General features: G+C 69.5%; 18 protein-coding genes and 1 tRNA gene. 5 read left to right on the forward strand and 14 right to left on the reverse strand.

The features are described from left to right. Window positions 1-63 precede the first annotated feature (63 nt). The 8 genes from VGN45_RS03470 to VGN45_RS03505 form a co-directional block, all read right to left on the reverse strand. Window positions 64-732: an RNA-binding protein gene (locus VGN45_RS03470; RefSeq protein WP_327459370.1), complete on the reverse strand. Its 669-nt coding sequence runs from the start codon at window positions 730-732 to the stop codon at window positions 64-66. Between the two features lie 18 nt (window positions 733-750). After that, entirely contained in the window at window positions 751-2,475 is a 1,725-nt protein-coding gene (gene nusA, locus VGN45_RS03475) for a transcription termination factor NusA (protein WP_327459372.1), read from the reverse strand. A gap of 11 nt (window positions 2,476-2,486) precedes the next feature. Beyond that, window positions 2,487-3,020 carry a ribosome maturation factor RimP gene (gene rimP / locus VGN45_RS03480; protein ID WP_327459374.1) on the reverse strand — a complete coding sequence of 178 codons (534 nt, stop codon included), beginning with the start codon at window positions 3,018-3,020 and terminating at the stop codon, window positions 2,487-2,489. Window positions 3,021-3,134: 114 nt separating this feature from the next. Further along, the gene (locus tag VGN45_RS03485; protein WP_327459376.1) at window positions 3,135-3,623 is read right to left on the reverse strand and encodes a hypothetical protein; all 489 of its coding nucleotides are present in this window, start codon (window positions 3,621-3,623) and stop codon (window positions 3,135-3,137) included. Between the two features lie 2 nt (window positions 3,624-3,625). Continuing rightward, window positions 3,626-4,276, reverse strand: a complete 651-nt coding sequence (locus tag VGN45_RS03490; protein ID WP_327459378.1) for a cyclase family protein — start codon at window positions 4,274-4,276, stop codon at window positions 3,626-3,628. After that, window positions 4,273-4,953 carry a tRNA (guanosine(46)-N7)-methyltransferase TrmB gene (gene trmB, locus VGN45_RS03495; RefSeq protein WP_327459380.1) on the reverse strand — a complete coding sequence of 227 codons (681 nt, stop codon included), beginning with the start codon at window positions 4,951-4,953 and terminating at the stop codon, window positions 4,273-4,275. The genes VGN45_RS03490 and trmB overlap by 4 nt, the downstream gene beginning before the upstream one ends. Before the next feature lie 110 nt (window positions 4,954-5,063). Then, on the reverse strand, window positions 5,064-6,269 hold the full coding sequence (metK, locus tag VGN45_RS03500; RefSeq protein ID WP_327459382.1) for a methionine adenosyltransferase: 1,206 nt from the start codon (window positions 6,267-6,269) through the stop codon (window positions 5,064-5,066). Window positions 6,270-6,335: 66 nt separating this feature from the next. Next, window positions 6,336-6,980: an SCO family protein gene (locus tag VGN45_RS03505; RefSeq protein ID WP_327459384.1), complete on the reverse strand. Its 645-nt coding sequence runs from the start codon at window positions 6,978-6,980 to the stop codon at window positions 6,336-6,338. Window positions 6,981-7,035: 55 nt separating this feature from the next. Between VGN45_RS03505 and VGN45_RS03510 the strand changes: the two genes are divergently transcribed. Then, entirely contained in the window at window positions 7,036-8,493 is a 1,458-nt protein-coding gene (locus VGN45_RS03510) for an ActS/PrrB/RegB family redox-sensitive histidine kinase (protein ID WP_327459387.1), read from the forward strand. Between the two features lie 55 nt (window positions 8,494-8,548). Beyond that, window positions 8,549-9,103 carry an ActR/PrrA/RegA family redox response regulator transcription factor gene (locus VGN45_RS03515; RefSeq protein WP_327459389.1) on the forward strand — a complete coding sequence of 185 codons (555 nt, stop codon included), beginning with the start codon at window positions 8,549-8,551 and terminating at the stop codon, window positions 9,101-9,103. Window positions 9,104-9,357: 254 nt separating this feature from the next. On the opposite strand, the gene mmcB is transcribed toward VGN45_RS03515, so the two are convergent. The 5 genes from mmcB to thpR all read right to left on the reverse strand — a co-directional run bounded on the left by mmcB (window position 9,358) and on the right by thpR (window position 12,210). Next, window positions 9,358-9,804 carry a DNA repair putative endonuclease MmcB gene (gene mmcB, locus VGN45_RS03520; protein ID WP_327459391.1) on the reverse strand — a complete coding sequence of 149 codons (447 nt, stop codon included), beginning with the start codon at window positions 9,802-9,804 and terminating at the stop codon, window positions 9,358-9,360. An 89-nt stretch (window positions 9,805-9,893) separates the two neighbouring features. Further along, the gene (locus tag VGN45_RS03525) at window positions 9,894-10,367 is read right to left on the reverse strand and encodes a GNAT family N-acetyltransferase (RefSeq protein WP_327459393.1); all 474 of its coding nucleotides are present in this window, start codon (window positions 10,365-10,367) and stop codon (window positions 9,894-9,896) included. A 183-nt stretch (window positions 10,368-10,550) separates the two neighbouring features. Continuing rightward, entirely contained in the window at window positions 10,551-11,072 is a 522-nt protein-coding gene (locus VGN45_RS03530; RefSeq protein WP_327459395.1) for a lipocalin family protein, read from the reverse strand. Window positions 11,073-11,119: 47 nt separating this feature from the next. Beyond that, complete coding sequence (locus VGN45_RS03535; RefSeq protein WP_327459397.1) at window positions 11,120-11,674, reverse strand: GNAT family N-acetyltransferase; 555 nt, start codon at window positions 11,672-11,674, stop codon at window positions 11,120-11,122. Next, window positions 11,671-12,210: an RNA 2',3'-cyclic phosphodiesterase gene (gene thpR / locus VGN45_RS03540; protein ID WP_327459400.1), complete on the reverse strand. Its 540-nt coding sequence runs from the start codon at window positions 12,208-12,210 to the stop codon at window positions 11,671-11,673. Before thpR ends, VGN45_RS03535 begins: the two co-directional genes overlap by 4 nt. A gap of 126 nt (window positions 12,211-12,336) precedes the next feature. Between thpR and VGN45_RS03545 the strand changes: the two genes are divergently transcribed. From VGN45_RS03545 to VGN45_RS03555, 3 genes are all read left to right on the forward strand, one after another. Next, a complete protein-coding gene (locus VGN45_RS03545; RefSeq protein ID WP_327459402.1) occupies window positions 12,337-13,083 on the forward strand; it encodes a Bax inhibitor-1/YccA family protein in 747 nt (248 codons plus the stop codon). A gap of 120 nt (window positions 13,084-13,203) precedes the next feature. Beyond that, a tRNA-Gly gene (locus VGN45_RS03550) sits at window positions 13,204-13,278 on the forward strand. Window positions 13,279-13,417: 139 nt separating this feature from the next. After that, a complete protein-coding gene (locus VGN45_RS03555) occupies window positions 13,418-14,098 on the forward strand; it encodes a TMEM175 family protein (RefSeq protein WP_327459404.1) in 681 nt (226 codons plus the stop codon). Here VGN45_RS03555 and VGN45_RS03560 read toward each other — a convergent pair. After that, on the reverse strand, window positions 14,095-15,147 hold the full coding sequence (locus VGN45_RS03560) for a phytase (protein WP_327459407.1): 1,053 nt from the start codon (window positions 15,145-15,147) through the stop codon (window positions 14,095-14,097). The genes VGN45_RS03555 and VGN45_RS03560 overlap by 4 nt on opposite strands. Window positions 15,148-15,202: the final 55 nt, after the last annotated feature.

Consider the following 15,202-nt stretch of genomic DNA (forward strand, 5'->3'; position numbering starts at 1 on the left):
TCATCATGACGGCGGAAAAGTCGCCGTCCTCAAACACAAAAAGCCGTGCGGCGCCCCGCCCCGCTAGGGAGCGAAACCCCGCCCGTCTGAAAATCCATCCGGGTCCTCAGCCGCGTCGCCGCGCCATCCGGGCGGCGTCAACGGTCGAAATCCCGCCAGTCGTTCGACCTCGGTGGTCCAGCGATCGGCCCGCCCGCCCTTCAGCAGGACGGCGTGTATCGCATTTTCCAGCCCCAGGGCCAAACTCAAATCGTCGGCGGGGAAAAGCCCGCAGACCTTGGGCGACGACGACTGATGCCCGGCCAGCGCCAGAAGCTTGCCGCGCCCGTCGGCGGACCCGTCCGCCGCCTCGACCAGCCAGGCCACGCGTCCCGAACGGATCGCGGCGGCGGTCTTTTCGAAACCGGAGATAAGCACGCCCTCGCGCCGGGCAAGACCGAGCTGGTCCAAGCAGCGCCGGAACAGCAGGGTCTCGACCGTCTCCGCCAGGTCGGCGGCCGGCCTCAGCGGCGCCTTGGCCGCCTTGGCGAACAGGTTCTTGGACGCGGCCAGGGCGACGGCGTCGCGGGTGGCCTCCACCCACATGCCGCGGCCCGGCAGCTTGCGCGCCAGGTCGGGGGCGACCGAACCGTCCGGGGCGGCGACGAAGCGGATCAGACGAGACTCGTCCATGACCTGGCGGGTGACCAGATCCCGGCGTTCCCTATCTGCCGTGGCGTCGCGCAGCCCCATGGACGGTCCAGGCCTCCATCACGCGTCTTGGGGCTGATCGTCGGCCTCTTCCGAGGCCTCCTCTTCGCCCGCTTCGGCGTCGCCGCCGCCGAAGACAACGTCGGGATCGTATTCGCCCTCGGCGTACTCTTCTTCATACTCCGGCTCGGGCTGCGGCAATTCCGAGGCGTCGATCCAGCCGGCGGCCACGCGGGCCTGCAGGATCAGCATCTCGGCGTCTTCCTGGGCCAGGTTGAAGCTCTCGAGCACGCCCGGAACCTTCACCCGCTCGCCGTTCTTCATCTCATGGCCGCCGCGGATTTCGTCGGTGGCCAGGTCGGCCAGATCCTCGACGGTCTTCACGCCGCCCTCGCCCAGAGCCACGGCGATGGGCAGGGTCACGCCGGGAACTTCCAGCACGGCGTCGTCGACGCCCAGATCCTTGCGCTTGGCGTCCTGTTCGGCGGCCAGCTTGTCCAGCCAGTCGCGGGCGCGGGCCTGAAGCTCTTCCGCGGTGTCCTCGTCGAAGCCCTCGATGTCGGAGATTTCGTAGGGCTCGACATAGGCCAGGTCTTCGACCGTGGCGAAGCCTTCGGTGACCAGCAGCTGGGCGATGACCTCGTCGACGTCCAGCGCCTCCTGGAACAGCGCGGTGCGCTCAGCGAACTCGCGCTGGCGACGTTCCGAATCCTGCGACTCGGTGATGATGTCGATCTGCCAGCCGGTCAGCTGGGAGGCCAGGCGCACGTTCTGGCCGCGACGGCCGATGGCCAGCGACAGCTGTTCGTCCGGCACCACGACCTCGACGCGGTCGGCCTCCTCGTCCAGCACGACCTTGGACACCTCGGCGGGCGCCAGGGCGTTGACGATGAAGGTCGGCTCGTCGTTGTTCCACTGGATGATGTCGATCTTCTCGCCCTGCAGCTCGGCGACCACCGCCTGCACGCGCGAGCCGCGCATGCCGACGCAGGCGCCGACCGGATCGATCGAAGAGTCGTTCGACAGCACGGCCATCTTGGCGCGCGAGCCGGCGTCACGGGCGGCGGCACGGATCTCGATCACGCCGTCGTAGACCTCGGGCACTTCCTGGGCGAACAGCTTGGCCATGAAGCCCGGATGGGCGCGCGACAGCATGACCTGCGGGCCCTTGGCCTCGGGCCGGACGTCATAGATGTAGGTGCGGATCCGGTCGCCGATGTTGAACACCTCGCGCGGGATCGAGTCGTTGCGGCGCATGATGCCCTCGCCGCGGCCCAGGTCGACGATGGTGTTGCCGTATTCCACGCGCTTGACCGTGCCGTTGACGATCTCGCCGACGCGATCCTTGAACTCTTCGTACTGGTTGGCACGCTCGGCGTCGCGGACCTTCCCCATGACCACTTGCCGGGCCATCTGGGTCTGGACGCGGCCGAACTCGAACGGCGGCAGGTCCTCGACGTATTCCTTGCCGACCACGGCCTCCGGATCGCGCTTCAGGGCGTCCTTCAGGCGCACCATGGCGCTGTCGTTGAACTCTTCCAGCTCGTCTTCCGGCTGCCAGTCGTCCTCCACGATGGTGACGTGGCGGGTCAGCGCCATCTCGCCGGTCTTGGGGTCCATCCTGGCGCGGATGTCGTGGTGGGCGCCGTAGCGGGACTTGGCGCCCTTCTGCACGGCCTCCTCGATCGCCTCGATGACGATCTCCTTGTCGATGTTCTTCTCGCGCGCGACCGCGTCGGCGATCTGGAGAAGTTCGAGACGGTTCGCGGAAACGCCGACGGCCATGGGTTCGGTCCTCAGTCTTCTTCGGTTTCAGTGCGGGCGGCGCGCTTTTCGGCCCCCGCCTTCATCAGTTGATCGGTCAGCACCAGCTTGGCGTCGGCCAGCCAGGCGAAAGGCAGAAGGGCGGTGTCCTCCTCGCCCTCCAGGTCGATGAGGACGTCGTCCCCCTCCACGCCGGCCAGCACCCCCTTGAAGCGCTTGCGGCCCTCGACCATGCGGTCGGTCTCGATACGGGCCTCGTAGCCTTCGAAGGTGTCGAAGTCCTCCAGCCGCGTCAGGGGGCGGTCGATGCCGGGCGACGACACCTCCAGCAGCCACTCGCCGGCGATCGGGTCGGCGGCGTCGAACACCTCGGACACGGCCCGGCTCAGCCTGGCGCATTCCTCGACCGAGATGTCGTGATCGAAGGGGCGCTCGGCCATGATCTGCAGGCGCCGCCGCTGGGTTCCGCCCATCAGCCGCACGCGCACGACCGCCAGGCCCAAAGCCTCGGCGATGGGCTCGATCAGCTCCAGCAGCTGGCGATCTTCGGCGGTTTTGGCCTTCAAGGCGGGCGCGATCCAAAACAAAAGCGGCGCCCGATCCGGACGCCGCTCGATCGGCGCCGCTAGGCCGCCGGTCTAACGATGTGAGCGGCCGTATAAACCGGGCGAACCGCCTTGTCAGCCCCTGAGTGCGACCGAGGCATAGATCGCGCCCGCGCAGGGGCCGGACGCTAGGATGCCCAGCATCATGAGCGTCCCCTCCAGCTGCGAAACCTCTCCCAGCGCCGATGCCCAGGGCGCGAGGATCAGGCCGGCGCCCGGCATCACGGCGTGAAGCCCCAAACTGGCCGCCAGGTATAGTCCGGAGGCAAGACCTCCGGCGGCCGTCATTCCGACCCGCGTCCGCAGCGGCCGGGTTCCGAAAAGCCAGAGCAGCACCGCGCCGCCGAAGATCAAACTCTGAACCGCGCCCAGGAAGGTCGCCAACATGACGAGGAACAAAAGTCCCGGCAGCGCGCGCAGAACGTCCTGCCAATCCGTGCCGGGCCCGATTTCGCTGATGCCGATGGCCGCCATGGCCCATACCGTGGCTATGCCTGGGGCCAGGATCGCCGCCGACAGCAGTCCTGCCAGGTCGAAATTTCGTGCGGCGCGATCGGCGGCCATCGTCACCCCACCACCGCGAACGCCCGAACCGGAAACGTACCGAAACCCTTCACCTTGGGAGGCGAAGCGGTGAAGCGGAAGCCGGCATCGGGCAACAGCTCCAGTCCGCGCATATGCTCCACTATGGGTACGCCGGCGCCCAGCAGGCGGGAATGGACCGGCCGGGCGCGGATGCGCGTGTCGTCGATGTTGTGCGAGTCGATGCCCACCAGCGCCGCGCCCGCCTCGACCAGTCGATCCGCCGCAGCCGCCGTCAGGAAGGGATGGCCCTCGTAATAGGCCTCCGTCCGCCAGTGCCGGCTCCAGCCGGTGTGGACCAGCACAGCGCGGCCGGCGACGTCCAAACCGTCGAACAGGTCGCCGTCGATCGCCATTCGGTCGACGACGCGCACCACCAGGCCCGGCAGATCGGCGACGCGCTCCACCCCGACCTGCGACAGATCCTCGCCGTCGGCGTACCGATGGAACGGAGTGTCCAGATAGGTCCCGGTATTGCCGACCATGGTGATCTGGCCGATCTGGAACTCCGTGCCCGGATCATAGGCGGCCCGCGACGCCTCGCGGCTCAGCCAGTCGCAGACGTGCGGCGCGGGCAGACCCTTGTAGGTCACCATGCCGTCCTCGATGACGTGGCTGAGGTCGATCAGGGTCACGTGAGTTCGAACTCCAGAAAGATCGGCGGGGTGTCGCCCAGCCGCTTCTCCTCATAGCGCGTGACGACGTGGTCGGCCGGGGCGATCCGCCAGTCGTCGGCGCTTTCGGCCAGCCAGGTCAGCCCCGGCGTCGCCCGCAGCCGCTCCAGCGCCCAGTCGGCGTAGTCCTTCCAGTCGGTGACGAAGCGCAAACGGCCGCCGGGCTTCAGCACCCGGACCAGCTCGGCCGTGAACTCCGGCTGGATCAGGCGGCGCTTGTTGTGCCGCGCCTTCTGCCAGGGGTCGGGGAACAGGATGAAGACCCGGTCCAGCGACGCGTCCGGCAGGGCATGGACCACGTCACGTCCGTCGTCGGGGTGGATGCGCACGTTCCTGAGGCCGCTCTCGTCGACGTGGCGCAGGGCCGAGGCGACGCCGTTGACGAAGGGCTCGCAGCCGATGACCAGCACGTCCGGACGGCGCGCCGCCTGCGCCGCCATGTGCTCGCCGCCGCCGAAACCGATCTCCAGCCAGACATGTGTCGCGTCGGGCATGAGGGTCGCCGGATCGATCGGCCCCGCCTTCGGATCGGGCACGCGGATGGAGGGCAGCAGGGTGTCGAACAGCGCCGCCTGACGCGGCTTCACGGCGCGCGACTTGATGCGGCCGAAGGAGCGGAGCGGCGGATGGGCGGACATCGGGCGGCTATAGCCGCCGAGGGTACTGGGGACTAGGGATTGGGGGCTGGGAAGGCCGGCGCTGGTCGCCCGTGACCTCACCGATCCCCAGTCCCCAGTCCCGGCCGCTTTCAGACCAGCGCCTTCAGCCTGTCGACCAGATCGGTCTTCTCCCACGAGAACCCGCCGTCGGCGTCCGGCTTCTGGCCGAAATGGCCATAGGCGGCGGTGCGGGCGTAGATCGGCCTGTTGAGGCCCAGGTGGGTGCGGATGGCGCGCGGCGTGGCGCCGCCGATCAGGGCCGGCAGTTCGCGCTCCAGCACTTCTTCGGCGATCTTGCCGGTGCCGTGCAGGTCGACGTGGACCGACTGGGGCTGGGCCACGCCGATGGCATAGGCCAGCTGGATGGTGCAGCGGTCGGCCAGACCGGCGGCGACCACGTTTTTGGCCAGATAGCGCGCGGCGTAGGCGGCCGAGCGATCGACCTTGGTCGGATCCTTGCCCGAGAAGGCGCCGCCCCCATGCGGGGCCGCGCCGCCGTAGGTGTCGACGATGATCTTGCGGCCGGTCAGACCGGTGTCGCCGTCGGGACCGCCGATCTCGAAGACGCCGGTCGGATTGATGTGCCAGACGGTCTGGTCGGTGATGAAATCGGCCGGAAGGACGTCACGGACCACCGGCTCGACGACCTTGCGCACGTCGGCCTGGGTCAGGCCCTTCGCGTGCTGGGTGGAGACGACGATCGAGGTGGCGCGCACCGGGCGACCGCTCTCGTAGAACAGGGTGACCTGGCTCTTGGCGTCGGGCTCCAGCGCCTTCTCGCCGGCGTGGCGCAGGGCGGCTAGGCGTCGCAGGATCTCGTGGCTGTAGGCCAGGGTGGCCGGCATCAGCTCCGGCGTCTCGTTCGAGGCGTAGCCGAACATGATGCCCTGATCGCCGGCGCCCTCGTCCTTGTCGTCGGTCGCGTCCACGCCCACGGCGATGTCCACCGACTGGCCATGCAAATGGTTTGAGAGTTCGAACGTCTTCCAGTGGAAGCCGTCCTGCTCATAGCCGATGTCCTTCACGGCCGCTCGGACCGCGTCCTCGATCTGCCGCTCGACGCCTGGGGCCCAGACCCATTTGCCGTGGGCGTCCGTCTCGCCGACGCCTCTCACCCGGATCTCGCCCGCGAGGATCACTCGGTCGGTGGTGGTCAGGGTCTCGCACGCCACGCGCGCCTCGGGGTCGCGGGCCAGGAACAGATCGACGATCGTGTCGGAGATGCGGTCGGCCACCTTGTCCGGGTGCCCTTCGGACACGCTTTCCGAGGTGAAATGAAAGGTGGTGCGGCTCACGGACGGCTCCGGCTCGGGGCGGGGAGCGCATACATATAAAGACATCCTTATATGTGCAAGGCGCGGTCAGCCGCGCGCGCGCGCGCTCCGGATCAGCTGCGCCGTCCGCTCCGGCCCCAGCTGGTGGTTCAGGCTGATGCGCGACCGGCCGTCGGGGCCCATCAGCCAGATCGCGAGAGAGTGGTTCATGGTGTAGCCCTCGCCCTCGCCGACCTTCTCGTAATAGGCGCCGTAGGCCCGGGCGACCGAGGCGATCTGGTCCGGCGTGCCGGTCAGGCCGATCACGCCGGGCGGAAAGCCCTCGCTGGAGAGGTAGTTCTTCAGCATCTGCGGCGTGTCGCGCTCGGGGTCCACGGAGACGAAGATCACCTGCAGGTCCTCGCCCTGGGCGCCCAGTTCGCGCTTCGTGACGTCGATCATGGCCAGGGTCGTCGGGCAGTAGTCGGGGCAGTAGGAGAAGCCGAAGAAGACCAGGCTCCAGCGGTCCTTCAGGATGTCTTCGGTCACCCGGCGCCCGTCCTGATCGGTCAGGACGAAGGGGCCGCCGACTTTGGGCTGGCCCGTTCCGCCGGCCTGGATCGACATGCCCGCCGCGCCGGCGGCCGGCGCCGCCTTTTCGCGCGCGCCGACCACGAGGAAGGTGACCAGGGCCAGGGCCAGGGCGATGCCGGAGACGGCGGCGGCGAACAGAACGACGGTGCGGCGCGGCAACGCAGGCCTCCGGGGCGGGGTCGTGAAGGGAAGTCGCGGCGTCTATACGGGCGAGGTGAGCCCTCTGGAAGCCGACTCCGCGCCGCACGCCGCCCGCCCGGGCTGGACCGACCTGCCGCGCCGCGGGCGGGGCCTGTCGCTGCGCACCCTGATCATCCTGCGCTGGATGGCGGTGACGGGGCAGAGCGCGACCGTCTTCGTAGCCACGGCCATCCTGCATTTCGATCTGCCGCTGATGGCGTGCATGGCGGCGATCGCGGCGGGCGCGGGCTTCAACCTTTACGCCACGTCGGAGCTGCGGAGCCTGGACCCGCATCCGGCGGACGGCCGACGCACGGCGCTGCACCTCGGCTTCGACATGATCCAGCTGACGGTGCTGCTGGCGCTGACCGGGGGGCTTCAAAACCCCTTCTGCCTGCTGCTGGTCGCGCCGGTGACGGTGGCGGCGGCGTCCCTGCCGGCGCGCCAGGCGCTGGCGCTGGGGGCGCTGGCCCTGCTGGCGGCGGTGGCGCTTTTCCACTGGTCGATGCCCCTGCCGTGGGCCAAGGGGACGGAGCTGGACCTGCCGCCGCTGTATCGCTTCGGCATCGGCCTGGCGCTGGTGACGGGCGTGGTCTTCACCGCCACCTACGCGTGGCGCGTGGCGGCCGATGCGGAGAAGCTGGAGCTGGCGCTGGCCACCACCCAGGACGTGCTGCAGCGCGAGCAGCGGCTGGCGGCGCTGGGCGGCTTGGCGGCGGCGGCGGCGCATGAGCTGGGCACGCCGCTGGCCACCATCCAGGTCGTGGCCAAGGAGATGCGGCGGGCCGCCTCGGCGGACCCGGCCCTGTTGGAGGACGCCCAGCTGATCCTGGAGCAGGCCGAGCGCTGCCGCGACATCCTGAAGCGCCTCAGCCAGGCGCCGGAGGACGACGGGGCGCTTTCGGGCGCGGTCAGCCTGCGCGCTCTGCTGGAGGAGGTGATCCAGCCGCATCGCGGCTTCGACCTGGACTTCGAGGCCGCGGTGCGCACCCGGTCGGGCGAGCGGCCCCCGCACGTGCGCCGCCTGCCGGAGGTGGTGCACGGCCTGTCGACCCTGGTGGAGAACGCCGCCGACTTCGCGGCCGGCGCCGTGAGGGTCGAGGCGACGATCGACGCCGGATGGATCGAGATCTCGGTGCTGGACGACGGACCGGGCTTCGCGCAGGACATCCTGCCGCGTCTCGGCGAGCCCTATGTGACCAGCCGACCCCAAGGCAAGGCGCGGCGCGCCCTGACGGCCCAGATCGCCGCCGCGGCGCAGGCCGCCTCCGGGCGCCGGGGACGCAAGGGCGCTCCACCGCCTGCGGCCACGCCCGTCGCGCCCAGCCAGGGCGGAATGGGTCTGGGTTTCTTCATCGCCCGCACCCTGCTGGAGCGCAGCGGGGGCGAGGTGTCCGTCGGCTCAGCCGAACAGGCCGATCCGCCGATGAGGGGCGCGCGCGTCACCGTCCGCTGGCCCCGGCCGGCGCTCGAATCGTCGCAGGCGGCCTGAGGCGCTTGCGTCCGGACGCGGACGGTAAGAGATGAACGGCCCGAAGGAGTTTCCCATGACCGACGCCGACGCCCGCGTGGCCGCGCTCGCCGACAAGTCGCTTCTCCTGCTCGACGACGATCAGGCCCTGCGCAACCGCATGGGCCGCGCGCTGGAAAGCCGGGGGTTCGAGGTTGTGACCGCCGCGTCGGTGGCCGAGGCCGGCGTGGCCCTGGCGCAGCGGGCGCCGGCCTTCGCCGTGCTGGACATGCGGCTGGAGGACGGCAACGGTCTGAAGGTCGTCGAGATGATCCGCGACCGGCGCGAGGACGCGCGCATCGTCATGCTGACCGGGTACGGCGCCATCGCCACCGCCGTGGCGGCGGTGAAGGCCGGCGCGGTCGACTATCTGCAGAAACCCGCAGACGCCGACGACGTGGTCAAGGCCCTGCTGATGACCGGCGAGGCGCCCGAGCCGCCCGAGAACCCCATGAGCGCCGACCGCGTGCGGTGGGAGCACATCCAGCGCGTCTATGAGCTGTGCGACCACAACGTCTCGGAAACGGCGCGGCGCCTGGGCATGCACCGGCGGACGCTGCAGCGGATTCTGGCGAAGCGCGCGCCGCGGTAGGGCCCAGGCAGCGGCCATCGGCCGGGGCCGGAGCTCGCATCTGGCAGTGCTGGTTCGTCACAAAGAACACCAAGGACCACTAAGGACACCAAGGAACCCAGCGCGGAGCGCCGCAGGCATTTCTTCGTCGCAGGACGATAAGGCGCTGCGCGCGGCCACGGGCACAGGCCCCTTCGTGTCCTTGGTGGCTTTCCTTCCTTCGTGTCCTTGGTGACGAACCAGCCGGCGTCCAGACCAGGCTCGACTCCTGACACCTACCCCCTCAGCGCCCGCATCGCCCCAAGCCGAGCGAACGCCAACGTCAGCGCCTTGCGGCGCGCCGGGGCCAGTGGGCTGAGGGTGGCCTCGCGCACCACCGCGCCCCCGAACTGGTCCGCGACGATCAGGCCGCAGTCGCTTTCGATCAGATCGTGGGGAAAGCCGGGGTCGACGGCGAACCAGAAGGCGTCGCAGAAGGGGCCGTACTCGCGCCACTTCCCGTCGCAACGGAAGTCTTCGACCCCCGACTTCACCTCGACGATGACGATCTCGCCGCGCGGGCCCAGCGCCATGACGTCGGCGCGCCGGCCGTTGGGCAGGCCAACTTCCAGCAGGGGCGCGTACCCCATGTCGCCCAGCAGGCGCGCTGCCCCCCGCGTCACCGCCAGCGTGGTCTCCGGCCGGGAGAAGACGAGATCGATCTGCAGAGCCGAGGCCGCCATGGCCGCATATGTTCCGGTTGTGTTCCGGAGGTCAAGGACATGTGCGTCCGGTCGAACGGGGGACGGGGCCGAGGCCCGCCCCCGCGACGTCATCCGGTCAGCATCTTCCAGAACACGACCTTGTCTTCTCCGGCCGCATAGAAGGCCGGAATGCGCGCCACCTCGACATAGCCGAGTTTACGGTAAACGGCCCGCGTGCGGTCGAACTCCGGCAGGGCCGAGGTTTCGACCAGCAGGAGTCGCTCTCTCCGGTTTGAAAGTGCGGTCTCAAGGTGAGCGGTCAGGCGCGATCCGACGCCCTTGCCCTGCTCCGTATCGAGGACGGCGATCAGAAGCAGGTTCCAGGTCCGGTCGGTCAGTCGTTCGGGGGCGCAGTAGACGAGACCTATGACCGCGTCGTTCCGTGACGCGACGAACCAGAGTTCGTCGCCGGAGTCAGCGCCCAAATAGGCCGCCGTCATGTCGTGGAGCATTTCGCCGGGAAAAAGGCCGGTCGAATCGACGACGGCCTTCGCGGCAATCAGATCTTCGGCCGCAAGCGGCCTGATGTTCAGGGTGTTCAACGCAGTTCTCGCTGTATGATGTCAGGCATGAAAAAGCGCGCGCCCAAGGGCGTCGCGGCATCCGGGCGCTCTCCCTTCGAAGAGCGCGCCTGAATCAGGCGGTGCGTGCGAGAACTGACAAAAAGTCTCCTGCCGTAAGGCAATCTCACCCTACGTCTTCGTCACGTGTCCTCGCAAGCCGCTTCACCCGCCCGTCGTCACCACTCGTGAGGTGTCCAGCCCCAGTTGCCGCGCGCGGGCCAGGGTCTGGCTGCGGACGGCGGCGGAGGGGCTCTGGCTGCGGTGCCAGATCCACCAGTCGGACTTGTTCGGCAGGGCCAGGATGGCCCAGCTGTAGTCGGGCGCGTGCGCATAGACCCAGTAGTTCTGGCCCGCCAGGCCGCCGAAGCTCAGCAGGCCGCGCATCGTGAATCGGAACTTGGCGTTGTTGTCCGGATCGATTCGGGCATCGGCGCGCAGGATCTCGCTGCGTCCGTCGGCGGCGCGAACGCAGGTGACCGTCAGGCCGTAACGGTCGGCGCGCGACGTCGGCGTGAAGTCGATCTGAGCCCGGCGGCAATCCTTTTGCACGTCGTTGGGGCTGCGGGCGATCTCGAACCAGGTCCCGTCGAACCGGTTCAGCTCCAGACCCGAGACCTGGGCCTGGGCGTCGGGGGCGGTCAGGGCCAGCGTCAGCGCGGCGGCGGCGGCGAGGACGTGTCGCAAGGGCGGTCTCCTGGTGTGGTCGATCCGTCAGATACGCGAACGCGAGCTCAAGGGTTGCCCCGCGCCCGCCACTGGTCCCGCGTCTGGCCCCACTTGTCGACCGGCGCGTCCTGAAACGGCGGCGGCAGCTGCGTCGGGCCCAGGTTGGTGGAGCCCAGCCGTTCCGCCAGCCGCTGCGACGGCACATTGTCCGGATCGATGCAGTGGATGACCTCGGTCCAGCCCAGCACGTCGAAGGCGTAGTCGAGCGCCGCCGTCGCCGCCTCGACGCCGTATCCCTTCCCTTGCGCGTCGGGATGCAGGCCCCAGCCGACCTCGGTCCCCGGCCAGCCCAGCGGGGTCCAGGGTCCGATCCGGCCGACCCAAAGGCCTGAGGACTTCTCGATCAGGCTGAACATCGCCACGCCGGTGGTCGCCCAGGCGCCGGCCATGGTCATGAAGCCGCGCCACGCCGTCTCGGCCGGCTGGACCCCGCCGATGAAGCGCGCCGCTTCCGGATCCGACATCATCTCCGCCCAGCGCGGGAAGTCGGCCATCGCCGTCGGACGCAGGATCAGGCGCTCCGTCTCCAGCGTCGGCCCGGGCGCGGTCCCGTCGGTCACAGCAGATACTCCCGTTCCAGCTCATAGTGGCTGCCGTCGTGGGTCAGGACGCTGGAATACAGCCCGAACCGGTCGACCCGCGCGGGCGGCGAGGCCAGAAGGTTGTGGTTGGTGATCCAGGCGCCGATGCGGGCCGGATCCGCCTGCGGCTTCAGATAGGCCAGGGTGACGTGCGGCCTGTAGGCGCGAGTTTCCAGCTTCAGCCCCGCCCGCTCGCCCGCCGCGCGGCAGCGCCCGGCCAGGACGTTCAGCTGCTCGTTGGCCGCGACCCCGGCCCAGATCGCGTGGGTCCGGTGGCCCTCGCCGAAGGCGCCGACGCCGCCGAGGACCAGCTCGAACGGGCCGCCGGTCGCGGCGCGCTCCAGTTCGGCCGCCAGATCGTCGGCCGACCGCTCGCCGACCTCGCCGTAGAAGGCCAGGGTCACGTGCAGGGCCTCTACCGGCCGCCAGCGCGCGCCGGGCAGGCCGGTCTGACGCCGCGTCAGCGGTTCGGCCAGGTCGAAGGGAAGGGCCAGGGCGGCGAACAGCCGGATCATGCGGCCTTTCGTAGCGCCCGGATCGCCGGCCCCCAAGTCCGGTTTTCCTTGCGTCAGCCCCGGCCGGCCACGATATTCACAACCGAACCCGGAGCCTCCGGGGAGTTTTGGGAGATCGAACTCGCGATGAGCGACTTCAACAACGGATACGCCCGCCCGCTGCCGCGCACGGCCGACATGTCCGTCGACGCCGGCCTGCGCGCCTTCATGCTGGGCGTCTACAACAAGCTGGCGCTGGGCCTCGTGGTCGCCGGCGCCTTGGCGTGGGTCACCGGCAACTACGAGCCGGTGCAGCAGCTGTTCTTCGCCCGCATGCCCGACGGCCGGATCGGCCTGACGGTTCTGGGCATGGTGGTGCAGTTCGCCCCGCTGGTCCTGCTGTTCGGCTCCATGTTCTTCATGAAGAACCCGTCCGCGCGCGGCGTGAATCTGCTGTACTGGGCCGTGGTCGCCTCGATCGGCGCCGGCATGGGCCTGCTGTTCCTGCGCTACACCGACGCCTCGATCGCCTCGACCTTCTTCGTCACGGCGGCGGCGTTCGGTGGTCTGAGCCTGTTCGGCTACACCACCAAGCGCGACCTCTCGCCGATCGGAACCTTCCTGATCATGGCCGTGATCGGCCTGATCATCGCCTCGGTGGTGAACATGTTCCTCGGCTCGGCCACCCTGTACTGGATCATCTCCGCCGCCGGCGTGCTGATCTTCTCGGGCCTGATCGCCTACGACACCCAGCGCTTGAAGATGACCTACTACGCCCTGGGCGGAAACCAGGCGGCCATGGCCGTGGCCACCGGCTTCGGCGCCCTGGCCCTGTTCATCAACTTCGTGAACCTGTTCCAGTTTCTGCTCGCCTTCATGGGCAACCGGGAATAGGTCGCGGACCGCCCTCGAGCGGCGAGGCCTCACGGGCCGCACGTCGGGGCGAAAGTTGCGAAGAACCCCCTTGCGGGGCGTGTGGCGGGTCCGCTATACGCCCCGCTCTCGACTGAGAGCGCGGGCGTAGCTCAGGGGTAGAGCATCACCTTGCCAAGGTGAGGGTCGGGCGTTCGAATCGCCTCGCCCGCTCCAGTCGAAGCATTCCGGCGCGCTACCGCTCACCACGCGGTCGCTCGCTTCTTGAGCGCAAGAAGGCTCCGCTCCGGCGGGGCCTTTCTTGTTTTCGCCCCCGGCTTGCGCCAGCCTCGATCCACGGGGACGGGAGGCGGACATGGATCATTCCGACGCGGTCGAGCGCGAGGCGGGCAGGAGGCTGGACGCCTTCGTGGACGCGGCCTTCGCCTTCGCCGTCACTCTGCTGATCATCGCCGGGGCCGAGCCGCTGACGTCGTTCGCGGACCTGGGGCGGGCGCTGTCGCACGTGCCGGCCTTCGCCGCCGGCTTCGCCCTGGTGACGATGTTCTGGGCGTCGCATCGCGGCTTCGGTCGGTTGACGTCCCAGCGCGGCGGAGCGATCGGCCTGATCAGCCTGGCCATCGTCTTCACCGTTCTGGTCTACGTCTTCCCGCTGCGCCTGCTGACCGAGACGGGCATGGGCTGGATCTCCGGCGGACGCTTGCCGGGGGGCGAGCTGATCCGGTCGATCGGCGACCTTCGCGGCATCTTCGTCTCCTACGGAGTCGGGTTCGCCTTTCTGAGCGGGCTGTTCGTCCTGCTGAACCACGTGGGCAGGCCGCACGCCCACGACGCAGCGGCCCGCGGCGCTCTGAGCGCGGCGCGAGACATCTGGATCCTGTGCGTGGCGGCGGGGCTGGTCTCGGCCGGGCTGGCGGCCTCGCCCCTGCTGGTCGCGGCGCCCTGGGCGCCCGGCTTCGCCTACTGGCTGATCCCGGCCGGCATCGGTCTGTATTACGGCCTGAGGCGCAGGTCGTCGCCCGAGGTCTCCGCCTAAAGACCCATCGCCGTCTTCACGTCGCGCCAATCGACGTATTTGAAGTTCTGCGCGCCGCCCGGGTTCACGTCGTCCTGGACCACGATCAGCCCCTGCGGGAAGGCGTCGCCGACCGGGCCTCCCAAGGCATCCAGGCCGTCGGTGCCCGTCACCCCGTCCACGACGCCGTCGTGCACGGCGAAGCGGCCGACCCATGCCGGGCCGTTCGCCTCCAGCCGCCAGACCGCGAAGCCGCTGTCGCCCTGGCTGGACGCGATCAGGTACCGGGTCGCGCCGTCGACCAGGATCGTCGCGCCCTCGACGTCGGCGGTCAGGCGGTCGCCGTCGATCGCCTGCACCTGGGTGCGCGAATCGCCGGAGGCCGGGTCGAAACCATAGCGCCAGACGCCGACCAGCTCCTCGTTGACGAACAGGGAGCCGGACGGCTCATCCACCACGCACCCTTCGGAGATCGAGCCGACCTGGAATCGGCGGACCACCCGCATGGCCGGATTCCCGTCGGCCCCGGCCGTGATCACCGACTGCACCACCTCACCGTCCTTGGAGACCAGGATCGCGTGGGTCTGGCCGTTCAGCCGGCCGAAGCAGAAGCCGTAGGGCTCGGTCACGTCATAGGGCACGACGCCCCAAGGCCGTACCGACGCATCGCCGGGCCCATAGAGATAGAAGGACACGCCCATCCGGCCCGGGCCCCGGTCGCTGGCGCCGATCAGGACGTGCGGACGCCCCCCGACAGAAAAGCCTTCGATCAGATCGACGTTGTTCAGAAGGCCGTCGGGCAGGAACTGCATCACCTGTCCGTCCAGGCCGTAAACATAGAGCCCGGCCTTCTTGTCGGTGCCCAGCACGAACCCCTTCGACGTGACCTCGCCGATCGTCACCGGCGCGCTGGAGGCCCAGATCGCCGGATCGTCGGCGGCGTCGGCGTTGTCCGTGCCGACGGCGGGCGTTTCCAGGCGGGCCTGAACCGGCGCTCCGGGGCCCGGAACCTCGACGGTCGAACAGGCGGCCAGCAGGGCGGCGGCGGCGGTCAGGACGGACAGGCGCATGGTGATTTCCCCCAGGTGACGCCGCGGCGGTCGCATCCGCGCCGCGCCGGGTCAA

Origin of the sequence: Brevundimonas sp., from assembly GCF_035999125.1 — a bacterium.
In the GTDB taxonomy this organism is placed as follows: domain Bacteria; phylum Pseudomonadota; class Alphaproteobacteria; order Caulobacterales; family Caulobacteraceae; genus Brevundimonas.

Coding starts and splice junctions, on each gene's coding strand:
- VGN45_RS03555 (WP_327459404.1), top strand. CDS start 13,418: ATGGATCATTCCGACGCGGTCGAGCGCGAGGCGGGCAGGAGGCTGGAC.
- thpR (WP_327459400.1), bottom strand. CDS start 12,210: ATGATCCGGCTGTTCGCCGCCCTGGCCCTTCCCTTCGACCTGGCCGAA.
- VGN45_RS03560 (WP_327459407.1), bottom strand. CDS start 15,147: ATGCGCCTGTCCGTCCTGACCGCCGCCGCCGCCCTGCTGGCCGCCTGT.
- mmcB (WP_327459391.1), bottom strand. CDS start 9,804: ATGGCGGCCTCGGCTCTGCAGATCGATCTCGTCTTCTCCCGGCCGGAG.
- VGN45_RS03485 (WP_327459376.1), bottom strand. CDS start 3,623: ATGGCCGCCGATCGCGCCGCACGAAATTTCGACCTGGCAGGACTGCTG.
- trmB (WP_327459380.1), bottom strand. CDS start 4,953: ATGTCCGCCCATCCGCCGCTCCGCTCCTTCGGCCGCATCAAGTCGCGC.
- VGN45_RS03470 (WP_327459370.1), bottom strand. CDS start 732: ATGGGGCTGCGCGACGCCACGGCAGATAGGGAACGCCGGGATCTGGTC.
- VGN45_RS03545 (WP_327459402.1), top strand. CDS start 12,337: ATGAGCGACTTCAACAACGGATACGCCCGCCCGCTGCCGCGCACGGCC.
- nusA (WP_327459372.1), bottom strand. CDS start 2,475: ATGGCCGTCGGCGTTTCCGCGAACCGTCTCGAACTTCTCCAGATCGCC.
- VGN45_RS03515 (WP_327459389.1), top strand. CDS start 8,549: ATGACCGACGCCGACGCCCGCGTGGCCGCGCTCGCCGACAAGTCGCTT.